This is a genomic window from Microbacterium cremeum, assembly GCF_015277855.1.
Classification (GTDB): domain Bacteria; phylum Actinomycetota; class Actinomycetes; order Actinomycetales; family Microbacteriaceae; genus Microbacterium; species Microbacterium cremeum.
On record NZ_CP063812.1, the window covers coordinates 1,409,162 to 1,423,538 of the forward strand.

The window sequence follows — 14,377 nt, forward strand, 5'->3', positions numbered from 1 at the left end:
CGGGTCGGTCACTCGGCCTCCTCGCGTAGCGCGGTCACATCGTCGGACACCGAGGCGGCGACCTCTTCGAGCACGTCGTCCTCGGCAGCACCGTAGATCAGGATCGTGTCGGGGCCCGCCGTCGTGGCGAGGGCGACCGAGATGTTGGCGGTGCGGGCGGGATCGAGCTCGTAGCGGTCCCACTCGACTCCGTCGATCGTGACGACGCTCTCGGGCGCGGCGCCCGACAGCACGCGTGCGGGCCAGGCTCCGTCGGCGTCGAACCCCTGGGCGACGCGGAGGAATCCGCGCTCATTCTCGTCGTCGGGCGCGTACACGATCGTCCACGTCCGCACCGAGCCGTCGCTCACGAGGCGCGCGCTGTTGACCATCCACTCGTCCGACATCGCGGGGGCGATGACGCGTCGCCCCTCGGCGTCGCCGATGCGCTCGGCGACCGCCGCGACGTCGATCGGCTCCCGTTCGGGCGGCGTTCCGCGGGGAACGGCGAAGATGATGACGGCGACGACGGCGAGCGTCACCAGGAGCGCGGCGACGAGATTGCGCGTGTTCTGGCTCGAGCGGTAGACCCGTGAGGACTCGGCCTTGCGCGCGGCGGTCTCGTCGGGCGTCTCGGGACGACCGAGCTCGGCGACGACGCGGGGTCCCCGTGCCATCACGCCTCCGTGCTCCCGCCGGTCCCCGCCGACGCGCGGGCCGCTTCGAGCCGGCGCTTCGCGCCGAGGAGCCACTCCTCGCACCGGGCCGCGAGCGCTTCGCCGCGCTCCCAGAGGGCGAGCGAGTGCTCGAGCGTCGGCGCGCCCTGTTCGAGCTCGGCGACGACGCGCACGAGCTCGTCGCGGGCCTGCTCGAACGAGAGAGCCGCGACGTCGGTGGCGGCGCCGCTGGACTCGGTCATACGGAATATCTTAGTTCGGGTTCCCGGCCGGCCCGCCCGGTGCCGTGTCCGGGCTCCCGGCCGCTCCGGTCTCGGCGACCTCGCCCTCGGAGCGCGCCGCGAACGAGCCGCGTCCGACGGTGACGACGACGGCGGTGGATGCCGGAGCCTGGGCCGCGTCGCGCACGATGACGCCGTCCTCGAGGTGCGCGATCGCGTACCCGCGGGCCAGCGTGGAGGCCGGCGACAGCGCGCGCAGCGTGGCGCGGAGCTCGGCGGTGCGCCGTGAGCCGGCCTCGAGCGTGCGCTCGATCCGGTCGCGTCCGCGCGCGGCGAGCAGCTCGACCTCGTGCGATCGCGTCGTGAGGAGCGTCTCGGGCGTGCGCAGCACCGGCCGCGAGCGCAGCTGCTCGAGCTGGGCGATGTCGTGGGTCACGCGCTGCGTCAGTCGCATGGTCAGACGCGAGCGCAGCTGCGCCACGATGGCGCGCTGCTCCGCGACATCCGGAACCACCCGCTTGGCCGCGTCGGTCGGCGTCGACGCGCGCAGGTCGGCGACGTCGTCGAGCAGGGGGTGGTCGTTCTCGTGTCCGATCGCGCTGACGACGGGGGTGGAGGCGGCGGCCACGGCGCGCAGCAGACGCTCGTCGCTGAACCCGAGGAGGCTCTGGGGGTCGCCGCCGCCGCGCGCGATGATGATGACATCGACGTCGGGTGCGGCGTCCAGAGCCTTGAGGGCCGCGAGGGTCTCGGGCACGCACCGGTCGCCCTGCACGGCGGCGTGCTTGGTGCGGAATCTCACCTGCGGCCAGCGCAGCTCTGCGTTGCGGTGCACGTCCTTCTCGGCGTCCGAGTCGGCTCCGGTGATGAGGCCGATGACGTGCGGCAGGAACGGGAGGGGCTTCTTGCGGGCGGCGTCGAAGAGGCCCTCCGCGCGCAATTGCGCCCGCAGGCGCTCGAGGCGCTCGAGCTGATCGCCGAGCCCGACGTGCCGCATCGCCGACACGGCGAAGGTGAAGTCGCCGGTCTTGACGAAGAAGTCGGCCTTGACGCACGCGATGACGTGGTCGCCGACCTTGAGGTCGGCCGGAAGCCGGTCCCGCGTCGACGACCAGATGCGGAAGGCGATGGTCGCGTCGGTCGAGAGGTCCTTGAGGCGGCCGAACACGTTGCCGCCGCGCAGGTTCCAGCTGGTGATCTCGCCCTCGACCCACACCGAGCCCCACGTCTGGATGAAGCCGCGGATCGTGTCGCCCAGTCTGGCGACGGACGTCGGCGCCTGCGAGGTGGAGTCGCGCGGCGCCACCGAGTCGGGCGGCGGCGGCTCGCCGGGGATCGCGGCAGGCTGGAAGGTCGTCATGCGGTCCTCTCGTGCCGGGCGGCTGCGGGCCGGCACCGGGCCGGCACCGGGCCGGCGTCCAGGGGCCGCCCGTAGAATCGACGGGTGAGCACCAGCACCCTGGGGACGACCCCCGTGAGCATGCCCGTCCCGCGCATCCCACGGCGGCGTCAACCGCTCCAGGATAACGCCGTGCCCGGACGCAAGAAGGTGCTGCTGGCCTCCCCGCGCGGATACTGCGCCGGCGTGGACCGCGCCGTCATCGCGGTCGAGAAGGCGCTCGAGCGCTTCGGGGCCCCGGTGTACGTGCGCAAGCAGATCGTGCACAACATCCACGTCGTCACCGAGCTCGAGGGCAAGGGCGCCGTCTTCGTCGACGAGGTCGACGAGGTGCCCGAGGGCGCGCACGTCGTGTTCAGCGCCCACGGGGTGTCACCGGCGGTCGTGGACGCGGCATCCGATCGCGGCCTGCGCGCCATCGACGCGACGTGCCCGCTCGTGACGAAGGTGCACCGCGAGGCCGTGAGGTTCGCGCGCGACGACTACGAGATCCTGCTCATCGGCCACGTCGGTCACGAGGAGGTCGAAGGCACCGCCGGCGAGGCGCCGGATCACGTCACGATCGTCGGCTCGCCCGACGAGGCCGACACGATCGAGGTGCGCGACCCCTCGAAGGTCGTGTGGCTGTCGCAGACGACGCTCTCGGTCGACGAGACCATGGAGACCGTGCGGCGCCTGCGCACCCGCTTCCCGCAGCTGCAGGATCCGCCCTCCGACGACATCTGCTACGCGACGCAGAACCGGCAGGTCGCGATCAAGAAGGTGGCCAAGGACGCCGAACTCGTGATCGTCGTCGGCTCGGCGAACTCGTCGAACAGCGTGCGCCTGGTCGAGGTCGCCTTGGAGCACGGCGCGAAGGCGGCGTACCGGGTCGACTACGCCGACGAGGTCGAGCAGGCCTGGCTCGAGGGCGTCGAGACCGTCGGGGTCACCAGCGGCGCCTCGGTGCCGGAGGTGCTCGTGCAGCAGGTGCTCGCCGACCTCGCCGCCGCCGGCTACCGCGATGTCGAAGAGGTGCGCACCGCCGAGGAGGACCTCATGTTCTCGCTCCCGAAGGAGCTGCGACAGGATGCCGCGGGCAAGCGCGACGGCCGGGCGCTGGGCGGGCGGAGCCGCTCGTGAACGACGCCGCGCACGATCCGGGCGCCCGTCCGCCCGGCGGCGAGGAGCCGCGTCCCCGGCCGCAGTACGGGGAGTACGCGACGCCCGAGGAGCAGCGCGCCCGCATCCGCCAGCCCGACGCGACGTACGCGCTGGAGACCGGACGCCGGTGATGCCGGCCGCCGAGCCGGCCCCCGCACCTGCGGGACCGGCTGCCGGGGCGCCGCCCCGCCCGCGGACGGTCGACCGCATCGTGACCGTCGCGCTCCTGGCGTACGGCCTGTTCAACGTGCTGTCGTCGTTCACGGCGTTCCTCGACTACGGCGCCTACGCCGAGACGATGTTCGCGGTCCTGGGCGTCGACGCCGAGCTCGCCGACCCGTCGGCCGGACGCCCGTGGGGGATCGCGGCCGCGGTCGTGCTCGCCGTGGGATGGGTCGCCACCGCGCTGGTGTCCTCGTGGAGCCTGCGTCGCGGCCGCCTCACGTGGTGGATCCCGCTCGTCGCGGGCATCGTCTTCACGTTCGCGGCGGGCATCATGATGGTCGTACCGCTCATGAACGATCCCGCGGTGTGGGACGCCCTCGTCGGCAGTCTCCGCTGACCGGCCCCGCCTGTGCCCCGCGCGCAGACGGTCCATACTCGGATGACGGGACGGGCGCGGTGCGGGTGAACCCCACGGCACCGGGTCTCGTGTCTCCTGCGGGAGGTGACGGATGCCGCGTCAAGCGCACGATCGCGACGACACCGCTGCTGCGCGCACCAGCCCGCGCGACGCGGCCCGTCTCGCCGAGCTGTTCGACGCGCACGCGGCGCCGATCTGGCGCTACGCGGTGCACCTGACGGGCGATCGCGCCGGGGCCGACGACATCGTGCAGGAGACGCTGCTGCGGGCGTGGCGGACGCCGCGGATCCTGGAGCAGGACCCGGCTTCGACGCGATCCTGGATGTTCACCGTCGCCCGTCACCTGGTGATCGATGACGCCCGCAGCGCGCGGAGGCGGCGCGAGGTCGGAGTGGCGGACGTGCCGGAGCGGGCGACGACGGATGCCACCGACGCGCTCTTCGAGGCGCTCCTGGTCGAGGAGGCCCTCGCGGCCCTGTCGGCGGACCATCGCGCCGTCGTGGTGTGCGCGTACTACCGGGGCCTGTCGGTCGCCGAGATGGCGGCGGAGCTGGAGATCCCCGAGGGAACGGTGAAGTCCCGGCTGCACTACGGGCTTCGAGCCCTGCGCCTGGCGCTGCAGGAGAGGGGAGTGACGCGATGAACCCGGGTCACGCCCGGTTCGCGGACTGGGAGGCGGCGTACCTCGTGGGGGCGCTGAGCCCCTCCGATCGCCGGCTGTTCGAAGAGCACCTCGACGAGTGCGCGGCATGCCGCGACGCACTCGCCGAGCTGGCTCCGACGCTCGGGCTGCTCTCGCGCGTCTCGCCCGACCGTGCCGAGTCGCTGCTGCAGCGGCCGGAGGGCGCGGGCGATGTGGCAGCCGGCCCCGCGCCCGGCGCGCGCTCGGAGTTCGTCGCACGCGCGGCGGCGAGGCGCGCGAGGCCAGGACGGCGCGGCGACGGCGTGCGATGGAGTGGGGAGGCCTCCTTGCCGCGGCAGCGGCGGCCGTGATCGCGATCGCGCTCACGGCGACCTCGGCGTTCGTGCCGGCGACGCGGTCGGAGCACGTCGTCGCGCTCGAGCCGGTCGCCGACGTGTCGCTGACTGCGACCGTCGCCCTCAGCGAGGCGGCGTGGGGGACGAGGCTCGAGATGGTGTGCCGGTACCCCGACGACGCCGCCTCGGAGGCGCCGCCGGAGGGCTGGTCATATGTCCTGGTCGTCACCGCCGACGACGGCACCACGAGCGAGCTGTCGACATGGCGGGCGCGACCCGGCAGCACCACGCGCCTCGACGCCGGAACGGCCCTGGACGCCGGCGACATCGCCGCCATCGAGGTGCGCAGCATCGAGGGCAGCCGCGTGCTGCTGCGGGGCGAGCCGGCGCCGGGAGGATGAAGGGCCGAGGGGCGGCGGCGTGCGTAGGATGACGGGATGCCTCGCCTCGTCGCCGTCTGCGCCGTCCGGCAGCTGCGCCCCGACGCCGGTGCCGTCGGCGTCACGGCGATCGACAAGGGACCCGTCGAGGGGGCGGTCCGAATCGGCGCGTACGGCGTCTACGCCGACGTGCAGGCCGATCGCAAGCACCACGGCGGTCTCGACAAGGCGCTGTACGCCTACGCCGCCGAAGACGCCGCGTACTGGGAGGGGCAACTGGCGCGTGCGCTGCCTCCCGGCTTCTTCGGCGAGAACCTGCGCACCGAGGGGCTCGACGTCAACGCCGCGCGCATCGGCGAGCGCTGGCGGATCGGGGACCGCGTCGAGGTCGAGGTCACGATGCCTCGGACGCCGTGCCAGACCTTCGCCCGCTGGGTCGGCGGCGACGACGAGCGCGGCTGGGTCCGCCGCTTCTCCGACGAGCGCCGGCTGGGCCCGTACCTGCGTGTGGTCACGACGGGCCGCGTGAGGGCGGGCGACGAGATCGTCGTCGTGCATCGCCCGGATGACGCTCCGACGATCCTGGACGTCTACCGCGGGCCGTGAGACCCGCCCGGCCGTGCCGGGCCGGCAAAGACGGATGCCTCGGCCGAGGGCCGAGGCATCCGTCTGCGAATCGGGTCAGGCGGCGAGGCTCCGGCCCTGCGAGCCGAGCTGCTTCGTCGCCTCGACGACGCGGGCGGCCATCGCGGACTCGGCGATCTTGCCCCACGCGCGCGGGTCGTAGGCCTTCTTGTTGCCCACCTCGCCGTCGACCTTCAGCACGCCGTCGTAGTTCGAGAACATGAAGCCCGCGATCGAGCGCGTGAAGGCGTACTGGGTGTCGGTGTCGATGTTCATCTTGACGACGCCGTTGGCGACCGCGAGCGCGATCTCTTCGTCGGTCGAGCCGCTGCCGCCGTGGAAGACGAGGTCGAGCGGCTTCGGGCCGGTGCCGAAGCGCGAGGCGATGCCCTCCTGGATCTCGCCGAGGAGCTCGGGGCGCAGCTTCACGTTGCCGGGCTTGTACACGCCGTGCACGTTGCCGAAGGTGAGCGCGGAGATGTAGCGGCCGTTCTCGCCGAGGCCCAGCGTCTCGACGGCCTTGGTGACGTCGGCCACCGTCGTGTACAGGGCTTCGTTCGAGCCCTCGTGCTTGACGCCGTCCTCTTCGCCGCCGACGACGCCGATCTCGACCTCGAGGATCGCGTTGATGTTCTTCATACGCGGGAGGAGGTCGTTGGCGATCTGGATGTTCTCGTCCAGCGGCACGGCCGAGCCGTCCCACATGTGGGACTGGAAGATCGGGTTGCGGCCCGCCTTGACCTCTTCCTCCGACGCCTCGATGAGGGGGAGGACGAAGCCGGGCAGTGCGTCCTTGGGGCAGTGGTCGGTGTGGAGGGCCACCGTGATGGGGTAGTTCTTGGCGACCTCGGTGGCGAACTTCGCGAACGCGAGAGCGCCGGCGGCGCGAGCCTTGACGGTGTGGCCGGCGAAGTAGTCGGCGCCGCCCGTGGTCACCTGGAGGATGCCGTCGGAACCGGCCTCCGTCAGGCCCTGCAGCACGGCGTTGATCGTCTGCGAGCTCGAGACGTTGATGGCGGGATACGCGAAGCCACCGGCCTTCGCGCGGTCCAGCATGTCGGCGTACTGCTCCGGGGTGGCGACGGGCATGGGGTACTCCCTGTTTCTGGTGTGGGCTCGACGCGGAGGTCGTAGCGCGCGTCACGAGAACTCTACCGAAGCGGTCCCGCGGCCATCGGCCGGCGCTGGCAGGGATCACGCGGGGAAACCCGAGTCCCTGTTCGATCGGAAAGAATCGAGATTCCTTCGCCGCAGAACGCGTGAAATTCGGCAGGAGTGGACGGGAGCGTGGGTAGGCTGACCGCATGGTGAGCCTGACCGCGGACATGAGTCCCCTCCATCCCGACCGCAACCTCGCCCTGGAACTGGTGCGCGCGACCGAGGCCGCCGCCATCCGAGCCGTGCCGTACATCGGCCGGGGCGACAAGGAGGCCGCCGACGGCGCCGCCGTCGACGCCATGCGGGCGTTCTTCACCACCGTGAACTTCGACGGCACCATCGTGATCGGCGAGGGCGAGAAGGACGACGCCCCGATGCTGTACAACGGCGAGCGGGTCGGCAACGGCCGCGGACCGCAGGCCGACGTCGCCGTCGACCCCATCGACGGCACGTCCCTCACGGCAGCCGGGCGCAACAACGCCCTGTCGGTCATCGCGGTGTCGGATCACGGCACGATGCTCGACGCGTCGAGCATCTTCTACATGGACAAGCTCGTCACCGGGCCGGCGGGCGTGGGCGTCGTCGACATCCGCCTGCCCATCGGCGAGAACATCCGCCGCCTCGCGAAGGCCCTCGGCAAGCCGGTCGACGAGATCGTCGTGTCGGTCCTGCACCGTCCGCGCCACGAGCGCCTCATCGAGGAGATCCGCGAAGCGGGCGCCGGCACGCGCCTCATGAGCGACGGCGATGTCGCCGGCGGCATCAACGCCGCCCGTCACAACGCGCGCACCGACATGTGCGTCGGCATCGGCGGGAGCCCCGAGGGCATCGTGACGGCGTGCGCGATCAAGGCGCTGGGAGGCCACATCCAGGGGCGGCTGTGGCCCCGGGACGACGATGAGACGCAGCGGGGCATCGACGCGGGCCTGAAGCTCGACGGCTTCGTCTACGAGGCCGACGACCTCGTGAAGGGCAGCAACACGATCTTCGTCGCGACCGGTGTGACCGACGGCGCGCTCGTGGCCGGAGTGCGCCGCGAGGGCGGGTATGTCTACACCGAGAGCGTCGTGCTGCGGGGGGCTTCGGGGACGCTGCGCCGCATCTCGTCGGAGCACCTCGTCTCGAAGTGGCTGTGATTCCCTGTCTGCCACGCTCGTGAGGCGGGTGGGGCGGATGTTGCCGTCGTGACGGTGTCGTGACCTCGAGCGGGCCCGCCTCTGGCAGAATCGACTCGCGTGTCGATTCAGATGCGAGAGTCGTACCCACGCGAGGAGTTGACGATGCCCACCCAGCAGTCTGGCGATTCGCCGTCGCCTCAGACGGGCGCCCACGCGGTGGTCGCCAACGCGATCGACCCGGCGCGCCGCCCCGACGTGCTGCTGCGCGTGCGACGGGACGAAGGCCACGAGATCAGCGCGTGGTGGATGATCGGCGCCTTCGTCGTCGTCTCCGCCGCGGTGATCCTCCTGCTGGGCTTCGTGCCCGGCGGCGCCTGATCCGCCGCGCGATCGTCCCGGCGGCGCGTCAGTCGTCGAGCCCTCCCAGGCGCGCCCGCACCTCGCCGAGCTCCGCTCTGGCAGCGGGCACGTCCAGCGTCGCGTCGAGCAGCTCCGGCGCGGTGAGGCGCCGCGGGCTCTTCTCGATCGGCGCCGGCTCGGTGACCGCATCGAGCTTGGTGGCATCGATGCCCGGGAACTTGCGCGCGCTCACGAGCACCCGCGTCTCGAGCGAGCCGGCGAAGCGGTTGTAGCTGTCGACGGTGCGCTCGATCGCACGCCGCAGGTCGTCCGCGTGCGATGCCAGCGAGCCGAGCCGCTCGTAGAGCTGGTTGCCGAGGTCGAACAGCGCGCGCGCCTCCTGCGAGACGTCCTGCTGGGTCCACGTGTAGGCGACGGTCTTGAGGACCGCCCACAGGTTGACCGGCGACGCGAGCGCGACGCGCTTGCCGAAGGCGTAGTCGAGCAGCGACGGGTCCTCTTCCAGCGCGGCAGCCAGCAGCGACTCGCTCGGCACGAAGCACACCACGAACTCGGGGCTCGATGACAGTCCGGCCCAGTACCGCTTGCGGGCGAGCGCGTCGACGTGCGCGCGCACGGCCTTGACGTGCCGGTCGAGCAGCCCGCGCCGCCGCGCCCCCTCGGCCCCCTGCGCGGTGAGCGGGATCGCGCTCGCCTCGAGGAACGCGTCGAGCGGCACCTTGGCGTCGACGGCGATCGCCTTGTCGCCGGGAAGGCGGATCACCATGTCGGGGCGGCCGGCGCCGGCATCCGTCGTGATCGAAGCCTGCACATCGAAGTCCACGTGGTGCGTGAGGCCCGCAGCCTCGACCACCCGGCGCAGCTGCGTCTCGCCCCACACGCCCCGCGTGCTGCCCGAGCGGAGGGCGCTCGCGAGCGACTCGGTGGTGGCGCGCAGGGCCTCGTCGGACTCGTGCGCGCGCCGCAGCTGCTCGGCGAGGGTGCCGAACTGGGTGTGGCGGTCGCGCTCGAGCTCGTCGACCTTCGAGTGCATCGCGGCCAGCGTCTCTTGCACGGGGGCCAGCGCGCGCAGCACGGACTGCTCGCGCCGCTCGCGCTCCTCCCGCGCCGCCTGGTCGTGGCGCGCCTGCGAGGCCAGCTCTCGGTACAGCAGGAGCTGGTGGTCGAGCTGAGCCTGGATGCCGTGGCGGGCCGCGTCGGCGGCGGCGAGCCGCGTGCGCAGGTCGGCGTTCTCACGCGCCGCGCGGGAGGCTCCGCGTGCGAGCCCCGCGGCCCAGCCCGCGAGCGCGCCGAGGGCGAGCGTCGCGATCGCGATGGCCGAGAGCAGGAGTGCGTCCATGTCGACAGGATGCCCTCGACCTCCGACATCACCCGTGCACGACACCGAGCGCATGCCGGCATCGCCTCCGCGGGCGGACCTCCGCGCCGCGACCGGGATGCGCCGGCGTCGGCGACCCCGGCGATCAGGCGACGGCGAACGAGACGGCGGGAGCCGCCGCGACCTCGATCTGCGACACGCGGACGCCGACGAGCGCGGCGAGACCGTCGATGTCGTCGGCGCCGACCCGCCGCGCCGCATCGATCATGACGTGAGCGCACGCCAGCGCGTCGGCCGTCGCGTTGTGGTGGGGGAAGTCGGCGAAGCCCGCCTCGGCGGCGACGAAGGGGAGTCGGTACGACTCGAGCTGGTAGACCTTCCGCGCGACCTGGAGGCTGCACGCGTAGCGGTAGGACGGGCACTCGTCGCCGGTGGCGTCGCAGGCGCGCTTGATGACCGCCATGTCGAATCCGGCGTTGTGCGCGACCAGGATGTCGTCGCCGGCGAACGCCGCGAGATCGGCCAGCTGGCGGGTCCACGTCGGCGCGCCGATCACGTCTTCGGCGCGGATCCCGTGGATGCGCGTGTTCAGCTCGAAGAACGCGTCGTGGCCCGCCGGCGGGCGGATCAGCCAGCCCGTCTTGTCGACCACCTCGCCGCCGCGCACACGGACGAGCCCGACGGCGCAGGCCGACGCATTGCTGGAGTTCGCCGTCTCGAAGTCGATCGCGGTGAAGTCCAGGGGCACACGCTCAGACTCACCCCGACCGGCGCGACGCCGGCGGAGGCGCGCCGCGTTCAGCCGGTGCGAGGCGCCGCCCGGGCTCGACAGCCCCGGGCCGGGTCGGCATAGGCTCGACGCATGGCCAGTCGCGAGGAGATGTCGCTGTCGTTCGGCTCCGCCGCCCGCGCCTACGAGTCGGGCCGGCCGGACTACCCGCGCGAGGCCGTGGACTGGATGCTCGCCCCGGTGCGGCAGCCCGACCGGGCGCTGCGCGTCGCGGACGTCGGCGCCGGAACCGGCAAGCTCACGCGCACGGTCGTCGAGACCGGGGCCGAGGTCGTCGCGATCGACCCGGACCCCGGCATGCTCGGCGCGCTGCGCGAGCACGTGCACGGCGTGCCGACGTTCGTGGGGACGGCCGAGCGGATGCCGCTGCCCGACGCGTCGCTGGACGCGGTGCTGCTCGGACAGGCGTGGCACTGGGTCGATGTCGCCGGCGCCGCGGCCGAGACCGCCCGCGTGCTGCGCAGCGGCGGCGTCCTCGGCCTGGTGTGGAACATCCGCGACGAGTCCGACCCGTGGGTCGCGCGGCTGACCGCCGCGATGCACGGCAGCCATGCCGAGGAGATGCTCACCGGCGACGGTCCCCGCGTCGCCGCCCCGTTCGACGGGCTGGAGGAGCGGATGTGGGCGTGGACGCGATCGCTCACGCGCTCCGCGGTGCTGGACATGGTCGCGTCGCGGAGCTACGTCATCACCGCCTCCGACGACGACCGCGCCGCGATCCTCGCCGCCGTCGGCCGGCTGTTCGACGAACGCCGCGTCACCGAGGCATCCGGTGTCGAGGTCGTCGACCTGCCGTACGTCACGCGGGCGTATCGCAGCATCCGCCCCTGACGGACGGGCCCGACCCGTTCGTGGCGTCAGGCGCGCACGGCCCCGATCACGTGCCACGGCCCGCTTCTGTCGCGATAGCGCGGTTCGAGGCCCTCGCTGCGCAGGACGGCGACCATGTCGTCCGGTGCGTGGACGAACGAGCGGTAGGTGCTCCCGGTGAGAGCGCACCAGGCGTTGACCAGGTGCGACCCGAGCCGCGTGACCCACGTACTCCTCGGGTGGCTGAAGACGACCGCCCGGCGCGCGCGTGCTCCCGCCGCCCCGAGCAGCCGGCCGTAGTCGGGGTAGCAGCACACGACGCGGTGCAGCACGACGATGTCGGCGGGCTCCACCGCCTCGGGAGTTCGCGCGACGTCGACCCCCAGCATCCGTGTCGCCCGATCGCGAAGGCCGGCCTCGTCGAGCAGGCGCGTCGCCTCGGGTTCGTACGCAGACGACAGCTCGACGTTGGTGGTGCGGGCGGCCCCGCGCTTCAGCGCCTCGAGCTGGATGTCGCCGATGCCGCCGCCGATCTCGAGCAGCGACGCGTCGTCGAGGCCCACCGACGCGGCGATGTCGAGGACGAGCCGGGCCGACGGGGTGAGCCCCGTTCGGCGGTAGTCGCGCGCGAGACGGCGGGCGAAGCGCGCGTCGAACTCGCGCTCGTACCCGTCCGCACCCTGCGGGGCGCAGCAGTCGTCCACGGGATCAGTATCGTCCTCCCGGGCCGTCGCCGACAGCGACCGCGCTCGCATCGACCCGGTGCAGGTCTCGATACGGCTCGTTCCTCGCCTACTCGACCTTGACCCGCACCGCATCAACGCTCGCTAGCGCTCGCATTGACCCGGTGCCGGTGCAGGTCTCGATACGGCTCGTTCCTCGCCTACTCGACCTTGACCCGCACCGCATCAACGCTCGCTAGCGCTCGCATTGACCCGGTGCGCGTCAACGTAGACTGGATGCCCGTGGCTCTCACCATTGGCATCGTCGGACTCCCGAACGTCGGCAAGTCGACCCTCTTCAACGCCCTGACCAAGAATCAGGTGCTCGCGGCGAACTACCCGTTCGCGACGATCGAGCCGAACATCGGGGTGGTCAACCTTCCCGATCCCCGGCTCGGGACGCTCGCCGAGATCTTCCACTCGGAGCGCATCCTGCCGGCGGCGGTGTCGTTCGTCGACATCGCCGGCATCGTCCGCGGCGCCTCGGAGGGCGAGGGGCTCGGCAACCAGTTCCTCGCGAACATCCGCGAGGCGGATGCCATCGCCCAGGTCGTGCGCGGGTTCAGCGACGACGACGTCGTGCACGTCGACGGCGCGGTGAACCCGCAGAGCGACATGGAGACGATCAACGCCGAGCTGCAGCTGGCCGACCTCCAGACCCTCGAGAAGGCGATCGCCCGGTACGAGAAGGAGGTCCGCGGCAAGAAGGCCGAGCCGATCGTGCTCGAGACCGCGCTCGCCGCGAAGGATGCGCTCGAGCGAGGCGTGCTGCTGTCGGCGTCGGGCATCGATCTGACCCCCGTCAAGGAGCTGGGCCTGCTGACCGCGAAGCCCTTCATCTTCGTCTTCAACGTCGATGAGGCGGTGCTGACGGATGCCTCGAAGAAGGCGGCGCTGGAGGCCCTGGTGGCGCCCGCCAAGGCGGTGTTCCTCGATGCGAAGATCGAGTCCGAGCTCATCGACCTCGACCCCGAGGACGCCGCGGAGCTGCTCGCGTCGACCGGTCAGGAGGAGTCTGGCCTCGACCAGCTCGCACGCATCGGGTTCGACACGCTCGGACTGCAGACCTACCTGACGGCGGGTCCCAAGGAGGCCCGCGCGTGGACGATCGGCAAGGGCTGGAAGGCTCCGCAGGCCGCGGGCGTCATCCACACCGACTTCGAGAAGGGCTTCATCAAGGCCGAGGTCATCTCGTTCGACGACCTCGTCGAGACGGGGTCCGTCATCGAGGCCCGCGCGAAGGGCAAGGCGCGCCTGGAGGGCAAGGACTACGTCATGCAGGACGGCGACGTCGTCGAGTTCCGCTTCAACGTCTGAGTGAGAGGACCCCACACCGTGACCGAGACCCAGATCTTCGAGCCCGACGGCCGCGCGATCCCGTATGCCGACGAGGGGACCACCGGTCCCGCCGTGGTGCTGATCCCCGGCCGCGGCCTGAACATCAGCTACCTCGGCCCGCTCGCCCACGCGCTTGTGGAGGAGGACTTCCGCGTCGTCCGCATCGGCCCGCGCCACCCCGCGACGGCCGCCGATGCGACGGTGTCGATGCACGACCTCGCTCAGGACGTCGTCGACGTGATGGACAGCATCGGGCTCGGCAGCGCGTGGATCGGCGGTCACGCGTTCGGCGGCTCGGTGGCGCGCACGGTGTCGCTCGACCACCCGGGACGCGTCGGCGGCGTGCTGCTGCTCGGCGTCGAGGGCGCCGAGCAGACCGATGAGCTGGGCGCCGGGGGGTCCGGGATCCCCGAGGGCGCGCGCGATGTCGAGGTGGATGCGATGCAGCGGGCCGCGCAGGACGCGTCGCCCGACATCGAGTGGTCCACGCTCGCCCCGGCCGTGCCGGTCCTCGTCGTCCAGGGTGCCGAGGACCGCCTCACGCCTCCGGCGAACGGCGAGCGGCTCCGGGAGTCCGCGCCCGACCGCGTGAGCGTGGTGGGCGTGGAAGGCGCCGGGCACCTCTTCCCCGTGACGCACGTCGGCGCGACCGCGTGGCCGATCGAGGACTACCTCGACTGGGACTGAGCCGAAACCGGCGAGCGATTCCCCGCGCCGGCCGCGCCGCCGCCGCGTGGTGCCCGATCTCCGGCGTCGCCGCGCGGCGACCTGACCCGTCC

At 72.3% G+C, this 14,377-nt stretch carries 18 protein-coding genes; 11 read left to right on the forward strand and 7 right to left on the reverse strand.

Translation table 11 applies throughout. The features are described 5' to 3' along the window. Positions 1–8: 8 nt before the first annotated feature. From IM778_RS06220 to xseA, 3 genes are read right to left on the reverse strand one after another with little or no spacing between them, the layout of a single operon-like run. A complete protein-coding gene (locus IM778_RS06220; RefSeq protein ID WP_194411177.1) occupies positions 9–656 on the reverse strand; it encodes a DUF4245 domain-containing protein in 648 nt (215 codons plus the stop codon). Continuing rightward, complete coding sequence (locus tag IM778_RS06225; protein ID WP_194411178.1) at positions 656–898, reverse strand: exodeoxyribonuclease VII small subunit; 243 nt, start codon at positions 896–898, stop codon at positions 656–658. Before IM778_RS06225 ends, IM778_RS06220 begins: the two co-directional genes overlap by 1 nt. A gap of 10 nt (positions 899–908) precedes the next feature. Then, positions 909–2,237: an exodeoxyribonuclease VII large subunit gene (gene xseA / locus IM778_RS06230; protein ID WP_194411179.1), complete on the reverse strand. Its 1,329-nt coding sequence runs from the start codon at positions 2,235–2,237 to the stop codon at positions 909–911. A gap of 120 nt (positions 2,238–2,357) precedes the next feature. Between xseA and IM778_RS06235 the strand changes: the two genes are divergently transcribed. From IM778_RS06235 to IM778_RS06265, 6 genes are all read left to right on the forward strand, one after another. Then, positions 2,358–3,398 carry a 4-hydroxy-3-methylbut-2-enyl diphosphate reductase gene (locus IM778_RS06235; RefSeq protein ID WP_194411751.1) on the forward strand — a complete coding sequence of 347 codons (1,041 nt, stop codon included), beginning with the start codon at positions 2,358–2,360 and terminating at the stop codon, positions 3,396–3,398. Continuing rightward, complete coding sequence (locus IM778_RS17730) at positions 3,346–3,981, forward strand: DUF6264 family protein (protein ID WP_228484778.1); 636 nt, start codon at positions 3,346–3,348, stop codon at positions 3,979–3,981. The genes IM778_RS06235 and IM778_RS17730 overlap by 53 nt, the downstream gene beginning before the upstream one ends. 112 nt (positions 3,982–4,093) lie before the next feature. After that, the gene (locus IM778_RS06250) at positions 4,094–4,645 is read left to right on the forward strand and encodes a sigma-70 family RNA polymerase sigma factor (RefSeq protein WP_194411182.1); all 552 of its coding nucleotides are present in this window, start codon (positions 4,094–4,096) and stop codon (positions 4,643–4,645) included. Further along, positions 4,642–4,995: a zf-HC2 domain-containing protein gene (locus IM778_RS06255; RefSeq protein WP_194411183.1), complete on the forward strand. Its 354-nt coding sequence runs from the start codon at positions 4,642–4,644 to the stop codon at positions 4,993–4,995. Before IM778_RS06250 ends, IM778_RS06255 begins: the two co-directional genes overlap by 4 nt. Beyond that, on the forward strand, positions 4,953–5,381 hold the full coding sequence (locus IM778_RS06260; protein WP_194411184.1) for a hypothetical protein: 429 nt from the start codon (positions 4,953–4,955) through the stop codon (positions 5,379–5,381). Before IM778_RS06255 ends, IM778_RS06260 begins: the two co-directional genes overlap by 43 nt. A 36-nt stretch (positions 5,382–5,417) precedes the next feature. Then, complete coding sequence (locus IM778_RS06265) at positions 5,418–5,966, forward strand: MOSC domain-containing protein (protein ID WP_194411185.1); 549 nt, start codon at positions 5,418–5,420, stop codon at positions 5,964–5,966. Positions 5,967–6,041: 75 nt separating this feature from the next. Here the strand turns inward: IM778_RS06265 and fbaA are convergent, their stop codons facing one another. Then, positions 6,042–7,073 carry a class II fructose-bisphosphate aldolase gene (gene fbaA / locus IM778_RS06270; RefSeq protein WP_194411186.1) on the reverse strand — a complete coding sequence of 344 codons (1,032 nt, stop codon included), beginning with the start codon at positions 7,071–7,073 and terminating at the stop codon, positions 6,042–6,044. A gap of 215 nt (positions 7,074–7,288) precedes the next feature. On the opposite strand from fbaA, the gene glpX reads away from it, so the two are divergent. Together glpX and IM778_RS06280 are read left to right on the forward strand one after the other, a co-directional pair. After that, positions 7,289–8,278 carry a class II fructose-bisphosphatase gene (gene glpX, locus IM778_RS06275; RefSeq protein WP_194411187.1) on the forward strand — a complete coding sequence of 330 codons (990 nt, stop codon included), beginning with the start codon at positions 7,289–7,291 and terminating at the stop codon, positions 8,276–8,278. Positions 8,279–8,422: 144 nt separating this feature from the next. Next, on the forward strand, positions 8,423–8,638 hold the full coding sequence (locus IM778_RS06280) for a UDP-N-acetylmuramyl pentapeptide phosphotransferase (RefSeq protein WP_194411188.1): 216 nt from the start codon (positions 8,423–8,425) through the stop codon (positions 8,636–8,638). 28 nt (positions 8,639–8,666) lie between these two features. Here the strand turns inward: IM778_RS06280 and IM778_RS06285 are convergent, their stop codons facing one another. Then, positions 8,667–9,959: a DNA recombination protein RmuC gene (locus tag IM778_RS06285; protein WP_194411189.1), complete on the reverse strand. Its 1,293-nt coding sequence runs from the start codon at positions 9,957–9,959 to the stop codon at positions 8,667–8,669. A 124-nt stretch (positions 9,960–10,083) separates the two neighbouring features. Continuing rightward, positions 10,084–10,686 carry a 3'-5' exonuclease gene (locus IM778_RS06290; protein ID WP_194411190.1) on the reverse strand — a complete coding sequence of 201 codons (603 nt, stop codon included), beginning with the start codon at positions 10,684–10,686 and terminating at the stop codon, positions 10,084–10,086. A 114-nt stretch (positions 10,687–10,800) separates the two neighbouring features. On the opposite strand from IM778_RS06290, the gene IM778_RS06295 reads away from it, so the two are divergent. Then, positions 10,801–11,559, forward strand: coding sequence for a class I SAM-dependent methyltransferase (locus IM778_RS06295; RefSeq protein WP_194411191.1), 759 nt, complete (start codon positions 10,801–10,803; stop codon positions 11,557–11,559). 26 nt (positions 11,560–11,585) lie between these two features. Here IM778_RS06295 and IM778_RS06300 read toward each other — a convergent pair whose 3' ends face one another. Then, entirely contained in the window at positions 11,586–12,242 is a 657-nt protein-coding gene (locus tag IM778_RS06300) for an SAM-dependent methyltransferase (RefSeq protein WP_194411192.1), read from the reverse strand. 261 nt (positions 12,243–12,503) lie between these two features. On the opposite strand from IM778_RS06300, the gene ychF reads away from it, so the two are divergent. Together ychF and IM778_RS06310 are read left to right on the forward strand one after the other, a co-directional pair. Then, the gene (gene ychF, locus IM778_RS06305; RefSeq protein ID WP_194411193.1) at positions 12,504–13,577 is read left to right on the forward strand and encodes a redox-regulated ATPase YchF; all 1,074 of its coding nucleotides are present in this window, start codon (positions 12,504–12,506) and stop codon (positions 13,575–13,577) included. 18 nt (positions 13,578–13,595) lie between these two features. After that, positions 13,596–14,285, forward strand: a complete 690-nt coding sequence (locus tag IM778_RS06310; RefSeq protein ID WP_194411194.1) for an alpha/beta fold hydrolase — start codon at positions 13,596–13,598, stop codon at positions 14,283–14,285. The last annotated feature ends 92 nt before the right edge of the window (positions 14,286–14,377 follow it).

Excerpts from the sequence above, each read along its gene's own strand:
- IM778_RS06225 (WP_194411178.1), bottom strand. The coding sequence starts at position 898 with ATGACCGAGTCCAGCGGCGCCGCCACCGACGTCGCGGCTCTCTCGTTC.
- IM778_RS06260 (WP_194411184.1), top strand. The coding sequence starts at position 4,953 with ATGGAGTGGGGAGGCCTCCTTGCCGCGGCAGCGGCGGCCGTGATCGCG.
- IM778_RS06280 (WP_194411188.1), top strand. The coding sequence starts at position 8,423 with ATGCCCACCCAGCAGTCTGGCGATTCGCCGTCGCCTCAGACGGGCGCC.
- glpX (WP_194411187.1), top strand. The coding sequence starts at position 7,289 with ATGGTGAGCCTGACCGCGGACATGAGTCCCCTCCATCCCGACCGCAAC.
- IM778_RS06250 (WP_194411182.1), top strand. The coding sequence starts at position 4,094 with ATGCCGCGTCAAGCGCACGATCGCGACGACACCGCTGCTGCGCGCACC.
- IM778_RS06255 (WP_194411183.1), top strand. The coding sequence starts at position 4,642 with ATGAACCCGGGTCACGCCCGGTTCGCGGACTGGGAGGCGGCGTACCTC.
- IM778_RS17730 (WP_228484778.1), top strand. The coding sequence starts at position 3,346 with ATGCCGCGGGCAAGCGCGACGGCCGGGCGCTGGGCGGGCGGAGCCGCT.
- xseA (WP_194411179.1), bottom strand. The coding sequence starts at position 2,237 with ATGACGACCTTCCAGCCTGCCGCGATCCCCGGCGAGCCGCCGCCGCCC.
- IM778_RS06295 (WP_194411191.1), top strand. The coding sequence starts at position 10,801 with ATGGCCAGTCGCGAGGAGATGTCGCTGTCGTTCGGCTCCGCCGCCCGC.
- IM778_RS06235 (WP_194411751.1), top strand. The coding sequence starts at position 2,358 with ATGCCCGTCCCGCGCATCCCACGGCGGCGTCAACCGCTCCAGGATAAC.
- IM778_RS06285 (WP_194411189.1), bottom strand. The coding sequence starts at position 9,959 with ATGGACGCACTCCTGCTCTCGGCCATCGCGATCGCGACGCTCGCCCTC.
- fbaA (WP_194411186.1), bottom strand. The coding sequence starts at position 7,073 with ATGCCCGTCGCCACCCCGGAGCAGTACGCCGACATGCTGGACCGCGCG.
- IM778_RS06265 (WP_194411185.1), top strand. The coding sequence starts at position 5,418 with ATGCCTCGCCTCGTCGCCGTCTGCGCCGTCCGGCAGCTGCGCCCCGAC.
- IM778_RS06220 (WP_194411177.1), bottom strand. The coding sequence starts at position 656 with ATGGCACGGGGACCCCGCGTCGTCGCCGAGCTCGGTCGTCCCGAGACG.